The organism is Algiphilus sp., from assembly GCF_965216485.1.
Lineage (GTDB): Bacteria > Pseudomonadota > Gammaproteobacteria > Nevskiales > Nevskiaceae > Algiphilus.
The window spans coordinates 2,075,949-2,090,975 of record NZ_OZ244162.1 but is presented as its reverse complement, the minus strand read 5'-3'; the positions used below and the strand labels follow the sequence as shown (position 1 = coordinate 2,090,975).

The 15,027-nt window shown below is 65.5% G+C and carries 14 protein-coding genes; 5 read left to right on the top strand and 9 right to left on the bottom strand.

Annotated elements, in window-relative coordinates; genetic code table 11:
• The first annotated feature begins 18 nt into the window (after nucleotides 1-18).
• The 5 genes from ACOOFO_RS09600 (at nucleotide 19) to ACOOFO_RS09580 (ending at nucleotide 5,609) form a co-directional block, all read left to right on the top strand.
• Nucleotides 19-942, top strand: a complete 924-nt coding sequence (locus tag ACOOFO_RS09600) for a LysR substrate-binding domain-containing protein (protein ID WP_420426558.1) — start codon at nucleotides 19-21, stop codon at nucleotides 940-942.
• Nucleotides 943-1,151: 209 nt separating this feature from the next.
• A complete protein-coding gene (gene dusA, locus ACOOFO_RS09595; RefSeq protein WP_420426557.1) occupies nucleotides 1,152-2,228 on the top strand; it encodes a tRNA dihydrouridine(20/20a) synthase DusA in 1,077 nt (358 codons plus the stop codon).
• On the top strand, nucleotides 2,228-2,806 hold the full coding sequence (locus ACOOFO_RS09590) for a peptidylprolyl isomerase (RefSeq protein WP_420429716.1): 579 nt from the start codon (nucleotides 2,228-2,230) through the stop codon (nucleotides 2,804-2,806). Before dusA ends, ACOOFO_RS09590 begins: the two co-directional genes overlap by 1 nt.
• Nucleotides 2,803-3,534: a UDP-2,3-diacylglucosamine diphosphatase gene (locus ACOOFO_RS09585; RefSeq protein ID WP_420426556.1), complete on the top strand. Its 732-nt coding sequence runs from the start codon at nucleotides 2,803-2,805 to the stop codon at nucleotides 3,532-3,534. The genes ACOOFO_RS09590 and ACOOFO_RS09585 overlap by 4 nt, the downstream gene beginning before the upstream one ends.
• 77 nt (nucleotides 3,535-3,611) lie before the next feature.
• Nucleotides 3,612-5,609 (top strand): pilus assembly protein TadG-related protein, encoded by a 1,998-nt coding sequence (locus ACOOFO_RS09580; RefSeq protein WP_420426555.1) that lies wholly within the window; start codon nucleotides 3,612-3,614, stop codon nucleotides 5,607-5,609.
• Between the two features lie 9 nt (nucleotides 5,610-5,618).
• Here the strand turns inward: ACOOFO_RS09580 and ACOOFO_RS09575 are convergent, their stop codons facing one another.
• The 9 genes from ACOOFO_RS09575 to ACOOFO_RS09535 all read right to left on the bottom strand — a co-directional run bounded on the left by ACOOFO_RS09575 (nucleotide 5,619) and on the right by ACOOFO_RS09535 (nucleotide 15,025).
• Complete coding sequence (locus tag ACOOFO_RS09575; RefSeq protein WP_420426554.1) at nucleotides 5,619-6,788, bottom strand: dihydrolipoamide acetyltransferase family protein; 1,170 nt, start codon at nucleotides 6,786-6,788, stop codon at nucleotides 5,619-5,621.
• Nucleotides 6,785-7,765: an alpha-ketoacid dehydrogenase subunit beta gene (locus ACOOFO_RS09570; RefSeq protein ID WP_420426553.1), complete on the bottom strand. Its 981-nt coding sequence runs from the start codon at nucleotides 7,763-7,765 to the stop codon at nucleotides 6,785-6,787. The genes ACOOFO_RS09575 and ACOOFO_RS09570 overlap by 4 nt, the downstream gene beginning before the upstream one ends.
• Nucleotides 7,758-8,879, bottom strand: coding sequence for a pyruvate dehydrogenase (acetyl-transferring) E1 component subunit alpha (gene pdhA, locus ACOOFO_RS09565; RefSeq protein ID WP_420426552.1), 1,122 nt, complete (start codon nucleotides 8,877-8,879; stop codon nucleotides 7,758-7,760). The genes ACOOFO_RS09570 and pdhA overlap by 8 nt, the downstream gene beginning before the upstream one ends.
• Nucleotides 8,880-9,003: 124 nt before the next feature.
• Nucleotides 9,004-9,798: a ferritin-like domain-containing protein gene (locus ACOOFO_RS09560; RefSeq protein WP_420426551.1), complete on the bottom strand. Its 795-nt coding sequence runs from the start codon at nucleotides 9,796-9,798 to the stop codon at nucleotides 9,004-9,006.
• Between the two features lie 6 nt (nucleotides 9,799-9,804).
• Nucleotides 9,805-11,040, bottom strand: a complete 1,236-nt coding sequence (locus ACOOFO_RS09555; protein WP_420426550.1) for an O-succinylhomoserine sulfhydrylase — start codon at nucleotides 11,038-11,040, stop codon at nucleotides 9,805-9,807.
• A complete protein-coding gene (gene purF / locus ACOOFO_RS09550; protein ID WP_420426549.1) occupies nucleotides 10,994-12,520 on the bottom strand; it encodes an amidophosphoribosyltransferase in 1,527 nt (508 codons plus the stop codon). The genes ACOOFO_RS09555 and purF overlap by 47 nt, the downstream gene beginning before the upstream one ends.
• A 5-nt stretch (nucleotides 12,521-12,525) precedes the next feature.
• On the bottom strand, nucleotides 12,526-13,059 hold the full coding sequence (locus tag ACOOFO_RS09545) for a CvpA family protein (protein ID WP_420426548.1): 534 nt from the start codon (nucleotides 13,057-13,059) through the stop codon (nucleotides 12,526-12,528).
• Between the two features lie 72 nt (nucleotides 13,060-13,131).
• Nucleotides 13,132-13,797, bottom strand: coding sequence for an SPOR domain-containing protein (locus ACOOFO_RS09540; RefSeq protein ID WP_420426547.1), 666 nt, complete (start codon nucleotides 13,795-13,797; stop codon nucleotides 13,132-13,134).
• Nucleotides 13,790-15,025, bottom strand: coding sequence for a bifunctional folylpolyglutamate synthase/dihydrofolate synthase (locus tag ACOOFO_RS09535; RefSeq protein ID WP_420426546.1), 1,236 nt, complete (start codon nucleotides 15,023-15,025; stop codon nucleotides 13,790-13,792). The genes ACOOFO_RS09540 and ACOOFO_RS09535 overlap by 8 nt, the downstream gene beginning before the upstream one ends.
• Between the last annotated feature and the right edge of the window lie 2 nt (nucleotides 15,026-15,027).

Sequence of the window (15,027 nt, the reverse complement as noted above, 5' to 3'; positions counted from 1 at the left end):
TATGTATTAATCTAGGGTATGGATGTCCTACAGGCGATGCGGGTATTTGCGGCTGTGGCGAGAGCCGAGTCCTTCACCGAGGGCGCTCGTCGGCTGAATATCAGCACACGGGTCGCCAGCGCCACGGTCAAGCAGCTTGAGCAGCGACTGGAAACGCAATTCCTCAATCGCACCACGCGCAGCGTCAAGCTCACTGGCGCGGGACAGGCTTACCTCGAGCGTGCAGAACGGCTGCTGTCGGAATTCGATGAGCTGGAATCGACCCTCCTGGAACAGCAATCAAAGCTGGCGGGCGCCATTCGCGTCAGCGCCCCGACCGCATTCGGTGCCATGCACCTGGCTCCGGCGCTGGCCGATTTCATGCAGGAACACCCGGACGTGCAGATCGACCTCGATCTCAGCGATCGACGCGTGGCGATTGTCGAGGAAGGCTTTGACCTCGTGATTCGCGTCGGTCGTTTGATGGATTCCGCGCTCATGTACAAGCGGCTGATGAACATGCGCTTCGTACTGTGTGCCTCACCGGACTACCTGGCTGCGCACGGCTCCCCAAAGCACCCCCAAGCCTTGTCAGCGCATGAGTGCCTCGTCAATAGCGGCTTACACGACCCTTATCGGTGGCGGTTCAGCGACCATCAGCAAGACTTTGAAGTACGTGTCAATGGTCGCTTCCATGCCAATGCGCCACTCCCCGTCGCGCTGCTGGCCGAACGCGGTCTCGGCATCGCCCAGCTTCCCGAATACATCATCCGCGAATCGCTGGCATCCGGCCGCCTGGTCAGACTGTTTGCGGAGTACGAACGCGTGGGGCTGGGGGTGTACGCCTTGTACCCGCACAACCGACATCTCACCGCGCGCACACAGGCCTTGATTCGAACTCTGCTGACTCATTGGTCGGAAGCACCCCTGGACACGACGCATTCGAGCCCGCCTTCGGAATGATGGGGTCCCGCCGGTGGTACCTGACCGATGTCTGACTCAGCGGCCGACACCCAAGGCTCTGCAGGCAGGGCATCGCGCGTCGAGACCGGCGGTGGCGCCAGAATCGTCGGGCATAATACGGCCCCAGTCGCCGTGTCCGTTGGAACGACGCGGCATGTTGCGCGGTCCATGATCGGCAGCGCGCCCAACTGACCTACTCCACGGCAGGAATGACAGGCAACCACAGCATCCAAGCGCCAGCGCAGCCAGCCGTAGAGCTCGATGAGCCGACATGGCGCTTCTGCGCGGCGCCCATGATGGATTGGACCGACCGTCACTGCCGGTTCTTCCTCCGACAGATGTCGCGCCATACGCGTCTGTATACGGAGATGGTGACCACCGGTGCCCTTTTGCACGGCGATGTGGCGCGGCATCTGGACTATCACCCGGACGAACATCCGGTCGCCCTGCAGTTGGGCGGCTGCGATCCCGCCGCGCTGGCGCAATGTGCGCGCATGGCGGAGGACTGGGGCTACGACGAAGTCAATCTCAACTGCGGCTGTCCCTCGGACCGTGTGCAGGGGGGCGGCTTTGGCGCCTGTCTGATGCGGGAACCGCAGCGTGTCGCGGAATGTGTCGCGGCCATGCGCGCATCCTGCACCTTGCCAGTGACGGTGAAATGCCGGATCGGAGTCGACGACTGCGACGACGACACCTTTCTCGATGCCTTCATAACGCCCATTGCCGAGGCCGGCTGCGAGGTCTTCATCGTCCACGCCCGCAAGGCATGGCTGCAGGGCCTGTCGCCAAAGGAGAACCGCGAGATTCCGCCGTTGAACTACGCGCGTGTGCGTCAGCTCAAGCAGGCGCGGCCCGACCTGCGCATCGTGCTGAACGGTGGTCTGGCAACGGTGGGTGATGCGGCCGAGCAATTGGCCGGCTTCGATGGCGTGATGCTCGGCCGCGCGGCCTACGACAACCCCTGGCTGCTGGCAGATGTCGATCCGTTGTGTTTCGGGACGCCGGCGCCGGTGACGAGTCGCCGCGAGGTGCTGGAGCGCATGCGCGACTACATCGCCCAAGCCCACGCCGACGGCACGCCGGTGGCGGCGATCACGCGCCACATGCTGGGGCTCTACCGCGGCCAGCCGCGTGGACGTGCATTCCGACGGCTTCTCGGTGAGTCGGCGCGCTCGCCCGACGCCACCGCGGCTCTGATCGATGACGCCATCGCGCTGCTGTACCCGCAGAACCGCACCGCTGAACCTTTTTCCGCTCAACCACAAGAGAACAAGGCAACCGCATGATGATTCGACGATTTGCAGTTTGTGCCGCCCTTGGCGCCGCCACCGCAACCGGTGCCGCCGGTGCCGACAGTGGCGATGGCCCGCAGGTGATCATCCGCACCAGCGAAGGCGCGATCACGCTGCAGCTTTCCCCCGAAGAAGCACCGCTGTCCGTTGAGAATTTCGTTGAATATGCGCGTGCAGGGCATTACGACGGCACGATTTTCCACCGTGTCATTCCGGGCTTCATGGTTCAGGGCGGTGGCATGGATGCTCAGATGCAATCGCGTCAGACCCGCGCCCCCATCAAGAACGAAGCCGGCAACGGGCTCGAGAACATGCGTGGCACGGTGGCCATGGCGCGCACCAGCGCCCCCAACTCCGCGACCAGTCAGTTCTTCATCAACCTGACCGACAACGACTTTCTGAACCCGGGTGGCGTCGACCCGCATGGCTATGCCGTCTTCGGGCGCGTGACCGATGGTATGGAGGTCGTCGATGCAATCGCCAAGACGCAGACCACCCGCCGCGCCGGCCACGCTGACGTGCCGGTTGAGCCCATCACGATTGAATCGGTCGAGGTGGTCACCGAGCCTTGAGGGCCGAAACGGCACGAACGGAGGTGCTGCTCGCCTCCGACATGCATCTGCCCGCTGGGCCGTCGGAGTATCGCGATGCCCTGCACGCACTCCTCGACGGCCCAGCCCGGCAGGCGCACAGCCTCTTCCTGCTGGGCGATGTCTTCGAGTACTGGCTGGGCGACGATGTCAGTGGCCGCGACCATGCCGATACTCTGCACGCGCTGGAGCGCTGCGCGCAGGCGGGTACGCGGCTCTACTTCATGCCCGGCAATCGCGACTTCCTGCTTAGCGACCACCTGCTTGCACGCCATGGGGTCACCGCGCTGCCCGACCCTGTGATCGTGGCCCTGCCCGACGGACCGGCACTGCTGTCGCACGGGGATCAGTGGTGCACGCAGGACCAGCGGTACCAGCGCTGGCGCCGCTTCGCGCACTGGGGGCCTGCCCAGGCCGGTTTCCGCGCCCTGCCACGCCCCCTGCGCCGGCGCATTGCCCAGCGGCTGCGGGCACGAAGCCAGTTCCTGGGCCGGATGACCGCGGACGATCTGCTCGACGTACAGCCCGGCGCCGTTGAACACGCCTTTGCCACCTTCGGTATACAGCGCATCATCCATGGCCACACCCACCGCCCCGACACGCACGCGATGCGCGGCGGAACACGCGTGGTGCTACCGGATTGGCGTCCCGGCGACCAGCGCTATCTGCATGCCGGTTCTGATGGCTTGACCATCCGTCGGATCGGATAGCCCCTTCATCGGCACGAAGCCGATGCGCGGCTCATGCGCTCGCACACTCGCCTCATGCTCTTGCATCGAGGCTGACCATGCGCCGCAGCGCCCCCCACTTCCGTCGTCGACCCACGCAGCAGCGCGGCGCTGCGGCGGTCTTTGCCGGTATTGCAATGGTTGCGCTCATCGCCGCCATTGCCCTTGTCATCGATATCGGTCAGCTCTACTTCGCGCAGCAGAAACTGCAGAAGCAGGCGAATCTTGCCGCACTGGACGCCGCCCGGCTGGTTGCGCGGTGCGAGTCGAATGACGCACCCACCCAGGGCGATATCGACGCCCAAGTGGACGAAAGCCTCGCACGCAATCAACTGGAAGACCCCGGCGTGGTCGATGTATTTACCGATGTGGGCGATATCGTGCTCGATCCGTTGACCTCTTTTCGGGCGCTACAGACCACCGACGTCGCCGACGCTGATTCCGTTCGGGTCAGCCTCCGCCGTCCTGCACCTGCAACCCTGTTCGGCGGCGCTGGGAGCAATCGTCAGCTGACGGCATCCGCCACGGCCCAGCAGGCCGCCCTCGGCAGTTTCTATCTGGGCACATCGACCCTGTCGCTGAACGGAGGGCTGCTCAACCAGGTGCTCGGCGGACTGCTCTGCGCCAATGGCGACACGGCCTGCCAGAACAATGTCATCGCCCTGGACGTGGCAAGCGCCCGCTCCGGCCTGCTGTCGCTGGATGTCACCGCCAGCCAGTTGGCGACGGCGGTAGGCGTCAGTGTCGAGGATCTTGCGGACCCGCTGGAGCTCTCCCTCCTGACACCGGTACTTCCGGAGGTCTTCGATGGCTTGGCGGATGTCCTCTCCGGAACTGCGAGCGCCACCATCGTCAGCCTCTTGCAGGGGCTTGGTGATAATGCCGAATCCTTTCAGGTTGCGCTCGACGACGTATTTGACAGCTTCGCGGTGGAAAGCCCGGATGCTCCGGTCATCAATCTCGCGGATCTACTCATCGCACTGGCACAAGCGAGTCGGGCCGACGACAGCGGCGCATCGCCGATTTTCCTGCCGATCAATCTGAGTATCCCGGGAGTCGCGGAAGTCGGGGTGTTCGCCAATATTCTGGAACCACCGCAGTTCAGCGGAATGGGCCGTCCCGGCGAGCTGATGGCCGAAAGCGCCCAGGTACGCCTTGGCGTGCGCATCAACTCGGGTGCTGTACTGACAACCTTGACCAACACGCTGGAAGGCATCATCAACGGGCTCATCGGCGGACTACTCAGTGTGTTGACTGGTCTCGATCTGGATGTGGATGTCGCTGCCCTCCCGCTGAATATCGGAATCGACGTGGGCGTGACCAAGTCGACGGCTTTCCTGGATCGCCTGAGTTGCCCGCGCAATGGCGTCAACGAGGGAATGCCGATTGCCGAACTCAGCGCCAGTCCTGCGCTGGCCAGTGTCGATGTCGGGCACTTTGACGGCAGCGCGCTGGCTGCACCGCCTTTGAACACGCCACTGGACAGCCGCTGGGACATCGCCAACGTCAGTATTGACGCGACCTGTATCCGGGTCATCGTCTGCATTCTCAATCTTGGGCAGACCAGCATTGATGCCGATCTGGAACTCAGCCACGTCGGGGTAGGAGGAAGCGCAACTCCCATTCCCTTGCCCTTGTCCGTTCGGGATTTCGAGCGGGTCGATGCCGAGGACCTCGGTCTACCGGCGTGGCATCCTTCTGTGTGGCGCGCCTTCGGCGCCCCGGATGCACCGCCCAGCCCCGACGGCAGCAACCCGCAGACCGTGGCGACCCCGGCCATGATCGCGCTCAGCGCCGATCTTCCGGTTACCGAGAGTGGTTCTGGTCTTGTCGGTGCGCTCGCTGGACTGGTCGCGGATATCGTTGACGCGGTCTTTGCGGTCTTGCAGCCGCTGCTCGACCTCATCAATGGCCTGGTGCTGTCATTGGTCGAGCCATTGCTGGAAATCCTCGGGGTGCAGTTGGGCACTGCCGAAGTGACGATGAACACCGTGAGCGTCGGTCAGCCCCGGTTGATCAGTACGGCCGTGCCAGTGCTGCCGCAGGCGGAAAACTAAGCCGGCCGGCTAGTCCTGCTCCAGATCCCCAATGATCGCCGCCAGGCAGCGACTCGCCTCGGCACCGGTCGCTGCCCGATGATCGAAGGTCAGCGACAGCGGTAGTTGACGGCGAACGGCAGCCTTGCCGCGATAGGCCACGACGGCCTCGTGCACCCTTCCAGCACCGAGGATGGCCACCGCCGGCGGAAGCACCATCGGGTTGGCGTATTTGCCGCCGAAGCGTCCGAAGTTGGACAGGATGAAGCTATGGCCGCGCAGTTCGGAGGCCGGAATGCTGCGATTGCGCACATCGCGCTTGAGCGCTTCCAGGCCGGCGCGCAGATCTTCCGGGCTACGCTGCGCCACATCCCGCAGGACCGGCACGAACAAACCTTCCTCGGTCTCCACCGCGATGCCCACATCGACCGATGACCGCAGCCGCCGGCCGACCGCGTGGCCGTCATACCAGGCGTTGAGCGCCGGTTCGGCACGGCAACCTGCGACAATGGCGCGCAGCAGCCGCAGCGTGATGTCTTCCTGCTGCGCCCAGTCATGGATATCGGCGTCATCCGTTAGCGTCACATCCGCGACTTCCTCGTGCGCGACGGCCATGGCGCGTGCCATTGCGCGCCGCACACCCCGCAGACGCTCGATGGGACCCGCCTCCTGCAAGGTGCGGGCGGCGCGCTCGACGTCCTGCGCCGTGATCAGACTATCGGGCCCCGTGGGTGTCACCACGGCCAGATCGACGCCGTGCTTGCGCGCCAGGGCGCGTACCGCGGGCATGGCACGCACCCCCTGCCCGCCGCTGCGGCCACCACCGGCCGACTCGCGCAGGACGCGATCACTCCGCTCGATGGCACCCACGACCGCGCCCGCGTCGCGTGTGGCGGCATCAGTGTTGGCGTCCGCGTCGGGTGCGGCAGACGCCTCGTCGCCGTCATGGAAAGCCAGCAGGGTGGCGCCGGTGGCCACCATATCCCCAGGCTGGGCATAGAGCTTGGCGATGCGCCCGGCGCGCGGGCTGGGAATCTCGACCACGGCTTTGTCGGTTTCCACCGAGACAACCGCCTGGTCGACGGCGACTTCGTCACCCACATCCACCAGCCATTCGCGCAACTCGGCCTCGGCCAGGCCTTCGCCCAGATCGGGCAGCTTGAACAATCGTGCCTGTGCGGGCTTGGAGCGTGCGTTCATGTGTATTCCATGAGTTCGTGGGCCGCATTCAGGATGCGCTGCGTGCTGGGCATGTAGTGCCGCTCCAGTTGCGCCAAGGGCATGGGCGTGTCATAGCCAGTCACGCGACGGATCGGCGCCAGCAGGTGTTCCATGGCCCCTTCGGCAACGGTGGCCGCCACTTCGGCTGCCCAACCCCCGCTCAATGGCGCTTCGTGGACGATCAGGCAGCGGCCGGTGTGGGCAACCGCCTCCAGCACGGTCTCGGCGTCGAAAGGCTTGATGGTGGCAAGATCGATGAGCGTGGCACCGATGCCCTCGGCCTCCAGCCGCTGCGCGGCCTCGCGCACTTCCACCAGCGTGCTCCCCCAACTGATCAGGGTCAGGTCGTCGCCTTCCTGCTCCACGAAGCAACTGTCCAGCGGCAATGCCATGCCATCGTCTTCAACCTCCTGGCGGAACAGGCGGTACAAGCGTGTCGGCTCCAGGAAGACCACCGGGTCGGGGTCGCGGATGGCCGCCAGCAGCAGGCCATAGGCGCGCGCCGGGGTCGAAGGGATGACCACCCGCAGGCCGGGAATATGACCGAACATCGCCTCCGGGCTCTCCGAATGGTGCTCGGGCGCATGAATGCCGCCGCCACAGATCGTGCGCAATACCATCGGACAGCTGAGTCGGCCGCGGGTGCGGTAGCGCATTCGCGCGGCGTGATTGAGCATCTGGTCGATACAGCTGTAGGCAAAGCCGGCAAACTGGATCTCGGCAACCGGGCGCAGGCCCTGCGCGGCCATGCCGACGGCGATGCCGCTGATCAGGGCTTCCGCCAGGGGGGTGTCGAGCACACGCTCGGGCCCAAAGCGAGCCAGGAGGCCGGCCGTGGCGCGGAACACGCCGCCGTTGACGGCTACGTCCTCGCCGAACACGACGACCGCCTCGTCGTCGTCCATGGCATGGGCCAAGGCGAGATTCACGGCCTCAACCAGCGTGCGCTCAGTCATCGTCGAGGCCGTCCGGGCCGGCGTCGTTCTGGCGCAGAAAATCGCGTCTCTGGCGGTCCAGAGCGACCGGCGAATCCGCGTAAAGGTGCGAAAACAGACTTTCCGGCCTGCGCTCGGGGCCGATGCGGTAGGCATCGACAGCCGCCTCGACGGTGGCCTTGGCGTCCTGCTCCATCGTCGCCTGCTGGGCGCCGTCGAGGGCCTCACAAGTCCGCAGGTACTGTTGCAGGCGCTTGATCGGTTCCTGTGCCTGCGCTGCCTCGACTTCCTGCGCCGCTCGATAGCGCGAGGCGTCATCGGCCGTGGTGTGGTCCCCGAGCCGATAGGTCACTGCCTCGATCACCGTGGCCCGGCCAGCCTCCGCCGCGGTCAGGGCCTCGCTCGTGACCTGGCGGACGGCAATGACATCGTTGCCATCCACCTGGATGCCGTCGATGCCGGCGGCAAGCGCCTTTTGCGCCAGCGTCTGCGCCGCGCTCTGGGCTTGCCGTGCCACCGAAATGGCCCACTGGTTGTTGTTGATCACCACCACCAGCGGCAATTGCCAGACGCCGGCGAGATTGATGGCTTCGTAGAAGTCGCCCTTCGAGGTGCCGCCATCGCCAATGAAAGTAACCGCCGCGCCCCCCGCCCCGCGTCGCTTGAGAGCAAAAGCGACGCCGGCCGCGTGTGGAAGCTGGCTACCCACGGGGATGCAGGGAGGAAAATCCGTGCCCCCATGCGCATAGGCCGAACCCCGCTCATCGCCGCCCCAGTAACGCAGCACCTCCTCCAGTGCCACGCCGCGCAGATGCTGCGCAATGGGCTCGCGATAGCTGGGCAGCAGCACGTCCTCCGGGCGCATGGCGCTTGCCACGCCGACGGGGACCGCCTCCTGCCCCAGGCCGGAGGCATAGGTACCCAGGCCACCGGTGCGTTGCAGTGCCACCGCCCGAGCATCGAAGCAGCGCGCCAGCAGCATGGATTGCAGTAGCGCGCGCAGCTGCCTTGCATCCTGCGCCCATTCCGGAAGGCTGCAGCGCGGGTGGCCATCGGCATCAAGATAGGCGCGCCGTGCCACCGTGAAGGTGGCTACCGATGTTGTTTCCCGCCTCTCGGACCTGCGTTGGCTCATGGCGCTCCCGCGATCACGGCAAGCCATGGTTTCATGCTACGCCGCTGCAGCTTCAGCGCAAGCGGCTCGGGTGCAACGGTGCGGCATTAGCGGATGGGCGGCAGCTTGCGCCCGCTCCATGCACTCAGTGGCGGCGCTGGAAACCTTCCAGTTCCAGGCGGCTGAATCCCGCCTCACGCCGCGCGGATTGATTGAGCGGCGGACGGATTTCCACCCCGTAGTCCCGTAGCAACGCGCTGAAGGTTGATTCGGGCTCGAGGCCACTTTGCTGACAATGCCATCGAAACCAATGGCTTCCAATGGCAACGTGACGCACTTCCTCATCCAGAATGGTGCCGAGGATGGCGGCACTTTGGTGATCGCCCGCCTGCTCCAGGCGCTGGATCATGCCGGGTGTCACATCCAGACCCCGCGCTTCCAGCACGCGCGGCACCAGCGCCATGCGGTGCAAGGGATCGTGCGCGGTTTTCTCCGCCATTTCCCACAGTCCGTTGTGTGCCGGCAGGTCGCCATAGCGAGCGTCGTAGTCCTGCAGACGTCGGGCGAGCATCTGGAAATGACGGGCCTCGTCCTGCGCGACCGACCACCAATCACGGTAGTAGGCCAGTGGCATTCCGGCAAAGCGGACAATGGCGTCCAGCGCCAGATTGATGGCGTTGAACTCGATATGCGCCACGGCGTGCAGCAAGGCTACCCGGCCGGCCGGCGTCCCCAGGCCGCGGTGCGCCACTTCGCGTGGATGGACCAGTTCCGGCTGCTGCGGCCGACCCGGCCGCAGCGAAGTGGCCGGGCCGTCGGCGGCGGCATGCACAGGGCACTGCACAGGTGCGCTTAAGGCGGCGACCGCCTGACACTTCTCCTCCGGTGATACCGCGCGCAGCGCCTCCGCCGCTGCGGCCAGCCAGGGATCGGCCGTCATCGACGTTCAGGCCTTGAGCGCCGCGCGAATGTCGTCGACGAGGTCCGCCGCGTCCTCAAGGCCAATGGCGAGGCGCACCAGCCCGTCACCGATGCCGGCGCGGGCACGCGCCTCGGGCCCGATGCGCATGTGGGTGGTCGAGGCCGGGTGCGTCACCGTCGTGCGCGTGTCACCCAGGTTGGCCGTGATCGACGCCAGCTGCAGGCGATTGATGAAGCGCCAGGCCGTCGCCTGATCCGCGAGATCGAAACTGACGATTCCTCCGAAGCCGCGCTGCTGGCGCTGTGCCAGCGTGTGCTGCGGATGGGAGGACAGTCCGGGGTAGTAGACATGGCGTACCTGCGGATGGCCGTCCAGTGCCTCGGCCACTTGCCGCGCACGTGCCTCGTGCCCTTCCATGCGTACCTGCAGGGTTTCCAGGCCCTTGAGGAAGGTCCAGGCGTTGAACGGACTCATCGACGGTCCGCAGGTACGCATGAAGCGGAACAAGGTCCCCGCAACAGTCTCCGCGTCGCCGACGATGGCACCACCTACACAGCGGCCCTGCCCGTCCAGATACTTGGTGGCCGAATGCATGACCAGGTGCGCACCGAGGGCCATGGGCTGCTGAAAGACCGGTGTCAGAAAGCAGTTGTCCACCACCAAACGGGCGTCCGCGTCGCGGGCGATCTGGGCAACAGCCGGTATGTCCACGATCTCACACAGCGGGTTGCTCGGGCTCTCCACGAACAGCATGCGCGTACGGCTGGTGACGGCATTGCGCCAGGCGTCGAGATCGCAGGGATCGACATAGCTGAAATGCAGGCCGAAGCGGCTCAGGATGCCGTCGAACAAGGAGATGGTCGAGCCGAACAGCGTGCGCGACGCCACCACATGGTCGCCTTTCGACAACAGCGCCATGCACAGCGTCAGAATGGCGCTCATGCCAGAGGCGGTGCCGATACCCGCCTCGGCGCCCTCCATTGCGGCCAGCCTTTTCTCGAAGGCCTCCACGGTGGGGTTGGAGAAGCGCGAATAGACGTAGCCGGCTTCGCGTTCCGCGAAGATTTCGGCGGCCTGCTCGGCCGAGGTGAAGCAGAAGCTGGATGTGGCAAAGATGGCCGGCGAATGCTCGCGCCAGGGCGTGCGCGCCTCGGCACCTCGCACGCCAAGCGTGCCGGCGCCATAGCCAGCGTCGTCGCGGTGGTCGGGGGAATCAGCCATGGGCAGCGTTATGGATTTCCAGCGGCATGCCAGGGCCATTGTCCTGGCGGCCCTTTTTGGCCGCATCCGAGCGGAACAGTTCCAGCTGATCGAGATAGTCGCGCGAGATGTCCTGCGTGACGTATTCGCCGGTGAACACGGAGCAGTCGAACTGCTCCAGCTTGGGATTGCCCTCGCGAATGGACTCCTTCAGATCGTCCAGATCCTGGAAGATCAGGCGATCCGCCTGCAGTGCCTGCTCGATTTCCGCCTCGCTCAGGCCATTGGCAACCAGTTCGGACGCCGTCGGCATGTCGATGCCGTAGACGTTGGGATAGCGCACCGGCGGCGCCGCGGATGCGAAGTAGACCTTGCGCGCACCGGCGTCGCGCGCCATCTGGATGATCTCGCGCGAGGTCGTGCCGCGCACGATGGAGTCATCCACCAGCAGCACATTCTTGTCCTGAAACTCGAGATCGATCGGGTTCAGCTTCTGGCGTACGCTCTTCTTGCGCAGCGACTGCCCCGGCATGATGAAGGTGCGGCCGATATAGCGGTTCTTGATGAAGCCTTCGCGGTACTTCACGCCGATGCGGCCGGCCAGCTCGGCGGCGGCGGTGCGCGATGACTCCGGCACCGGAATCACGACATCAATGTCGTGGTCGGGCCATTCGCGCAGCAGCTTGTCGCCCAGCTTTTCGCCCATGCGCAGTCGCGCCTTGTAGACGTAGACATCGTCGAGCACGGAGTCCGGCCGCGCCAGATAGACATACTCGAACAGACAGGGCGCGCACTGGGGTTTGGCAGCGCACTGCTGGCGCAGCAACTTGCCATCCGCAGTCACCACCACTGCTTCACCGGGGGCGATATCGCCGATGATCTCGAACTGCAAAGCGTCAAGGGCCACCGATTCAGAGGCCACCATGTAATCGTCGCCATTGGGGCCGCTGCGCCGCCCCAGGATGGCGGGACGGATGCCAAAGGGATCGCGGAAGGCCACCATGCCGAAGCCAGTGATCAGCGCTACACAGGCATAGGCGCCGCGCGCGCGTGCGTGCAGCTCCGCAACCGCGGCGAAGATGTTCTCGGCCGACAGACGGCCATCGCCCTGCTCCATCAGCTCGTGAGCGAAGATGTTGAGCAGGATCTCCGAATCGGAATCGGTATTGATGTGGCGCCGATCATCGGCAAAGAGCTCGTCCTTGAGCGCCTTGGTATTGGTCAGATTGCCGTTATGGGCAATCGAGATGCCGTAGGGCATGTTGGTGTACAGCGGCTGGGCCTCTGCGGCACTGGCTTCACCGGCCGTGGGATAGCGCACGTGGCCAATGCCCATGTGGCCGATCAGTCGCGCCATCTGCTCATCGCGCTGGAAGACGTCGCGCACCAGGCCGAGATCCTTGTGCAGGTAGAGCTTGCTGCCGGCATTGGTAAGAATGCCGGCGGCGTCCTGCCCACGGTGCTGCAGAACGGTCAATGCATCAAAAAGATCCTGATTGACCGGTGCGTTGGTGGAAACAATGCCTGCAATGCCACACATGGGCGCTACTCCGAAAGCAGGGGTGCCAGAAAGGCAGCCCGCTCACTGTCTGACGGTTGAATGTCCTCGACCCACTCACGCGGCAACTGCTCCCGCGCCCATGCAGCATAGGGTTCAAGGGACTGGATCATCACCGACGACTGCCACCAAGGCTCCCGCTCCAGGACGGTGAGGCCGGCTCCGGCGATGACAAGGATGACGAGCAAAAGACCGCGCGCGGTTCCGAACAGGGCCCCCAGTGCGCGATCGGCACCGGAAAAGGGCGTACCACGAATGGCGGATGCCACGAGATAGGTGACGACTGAGCCGACGATGAGGGTTCCGATGAAGACCGCCAGATAGGCCGCGATCAGTCGGGCCGGATCCAGCGCAATAAGGTCAACCAGCCAGCCATCGACGACAGGTCCGAAGAAGATGGCTGCCACCACGGCCAGCACCCAGCTGCTGAGATTGAGCGCCTCGCGCACGAAACCGCGGAGCACACCGATGAAGGCCGAAACCACGACGGCCGCGATCACGCAATAGTCAACCCAGTTCATTGCAACCGCCGGCTGAAAACGGCGCGATTGTAACACCCGCGTGACAGTCCCCCGCCGCCGTTGAACGGTCTTTCATTGCCGTTCGATGGCGCGCGCGCCGCGGAATCCGGCGGCTTCCACCTCCGCCAAGGCTGCCTCTGCCGCAGCAGCGTCCACAAAGGGCCCGATCTGCAGGCGCCACCAGGCTTTTCCATCGATACGGACCTCATTCAGGCGTGTATCAAAACCGCGCGCCGTGGCACGCTTCCGGCCCGCTCGTGCCATCTCGGGATCGCTGTAGGAGGCTGCCTGAATCCACCAGCGCCCGGGCGCTGCCGGCGCCGCGGGCTGGGCTGCCGGCTTGGCAGTGGCAGTCGCATCGCGCGAAGGCGCCGGCGCCGGCGCCGGTGAAGGCTCGGCCGGCGGTGCGGCCTCGGCAGCAACAGCAGGTTGTCGGGGCTCCGGCGCTGAGGTCGACGCCTGTGCGGCGGGAGGAGACGCATCTGTCTCTGCTGCTCCGGTGGGGCCCGGGGGTGCCGGCGCGGACACCGCCGGCTCAGAGGCGGTAGCGCCGGCCGCACCCCCATCAGCGCTCTCCAGAGGCACGCTGGAGCGAGGTCCCAGCTCAATCACCACCCCTTGATCCTCGCCCTGCTCTGCCGGCTCGGGGATGAACAAGCTGACGATGAACACCAGCACGCACAGCGCCCCCGCGCCGATGAGGCGATTGCGCAAAGCAATGGCCTCGGCCTCATGCATCGCGTAGCGCCCCTGCCACCGTGAAGAAGGAACCAGTGACCACGATGGTGCTGCCGGGTGTGCTTTGTGCCCGCGCCTGTTTCACGCCCTTTTCCACGGTGGCCGCCACGCCCGACACAGCGACGCCCGCCAAGCGCAGGCGCTCGGCGAGTCGCGATGCGGGGATGGCTCGCGGGGAATCCAGATCCACGCAGATGAAACCACGGCAGGCGGGCGCGAGCGTGCGCGCCACCGCCTCTACCGGCTTGCCGTCGAGCATGCCCAGCACCAGAAAACACGGTGCCAGCTTGGAGGCCTGCAGCGCGCAGACCAGCTCTTCGGCGGCCTCTTGATTGTGGGCGACATCGAGCAACAGGTCTCCCCGTCGTTGCTGCCGCCCCGGGAGCTGGAAGCTTTCGGCTACGGTAGGCCAGTGCCGCACCAGTATCGATTGCTCGATGCCAAGTGCCTGCAACGCCAGCAGGGCGCCAATGGCATTGCGTTGCAGGGCATCACTGCAGCCGCGAAGGCGTGCCAGGGGCTGCGGCCATCCTGCCAATTCCAGCGCCTGCGGCGTAACGCGGAGGTCGGGGTGGCGGATATCGGCGCCGATCCGTTCCAGTGTGGCGCGCAGTGCACGCGGCGGTTCCGCCATGGCCATGATCGCGGGCCGCCCAGCACGGGCCACTCCGGCCTTCTCCGGCGCGATGGCGTCGATGGTGTCCCCCAGCTCGGCCATGTGATCGAGGCCGATACTGGTGATCACCGCCACATCGGCATCGACCACGTTGACGGCGTCGAGTCGGCCGCCCAAGCCCACTTCCAGCACGCGAAGCTCGACCGCTTCCGTCTCGAAGACCCAGAGTGCCGCCAGGGTAGTGAACTCGAAGTAAGTTAAATGCTCGTCCTGGCGGGCACGCTCTACCGCCTGGAACGCCATGACCAGCTGCGCGTCCGAGACCGGAACGCCGTCGATGCGGATGCGCTCGCCGAAATGCAGCAGGTGCGGCGAGGTATACAGGCCGGTGCGCTTGCCGCAGGCCTGGCCAAGATCCGAGGCCACCTGTGCGCAACTGCCCTTGCCGTTGGTGCCCGCAACAGTCACGGTAGGGCGCGGTGCCAGCGCCAGACGCTGGGCCACGCGCGCCACACGTTCGAGCCCGAGTTCGATGCCGCCACGCGGGCCGGCTTCCAGCCAGGCGAGCCATTGCGCCAGCGACCATGTCACCGACGGTCGAGCGCCTGTCATCG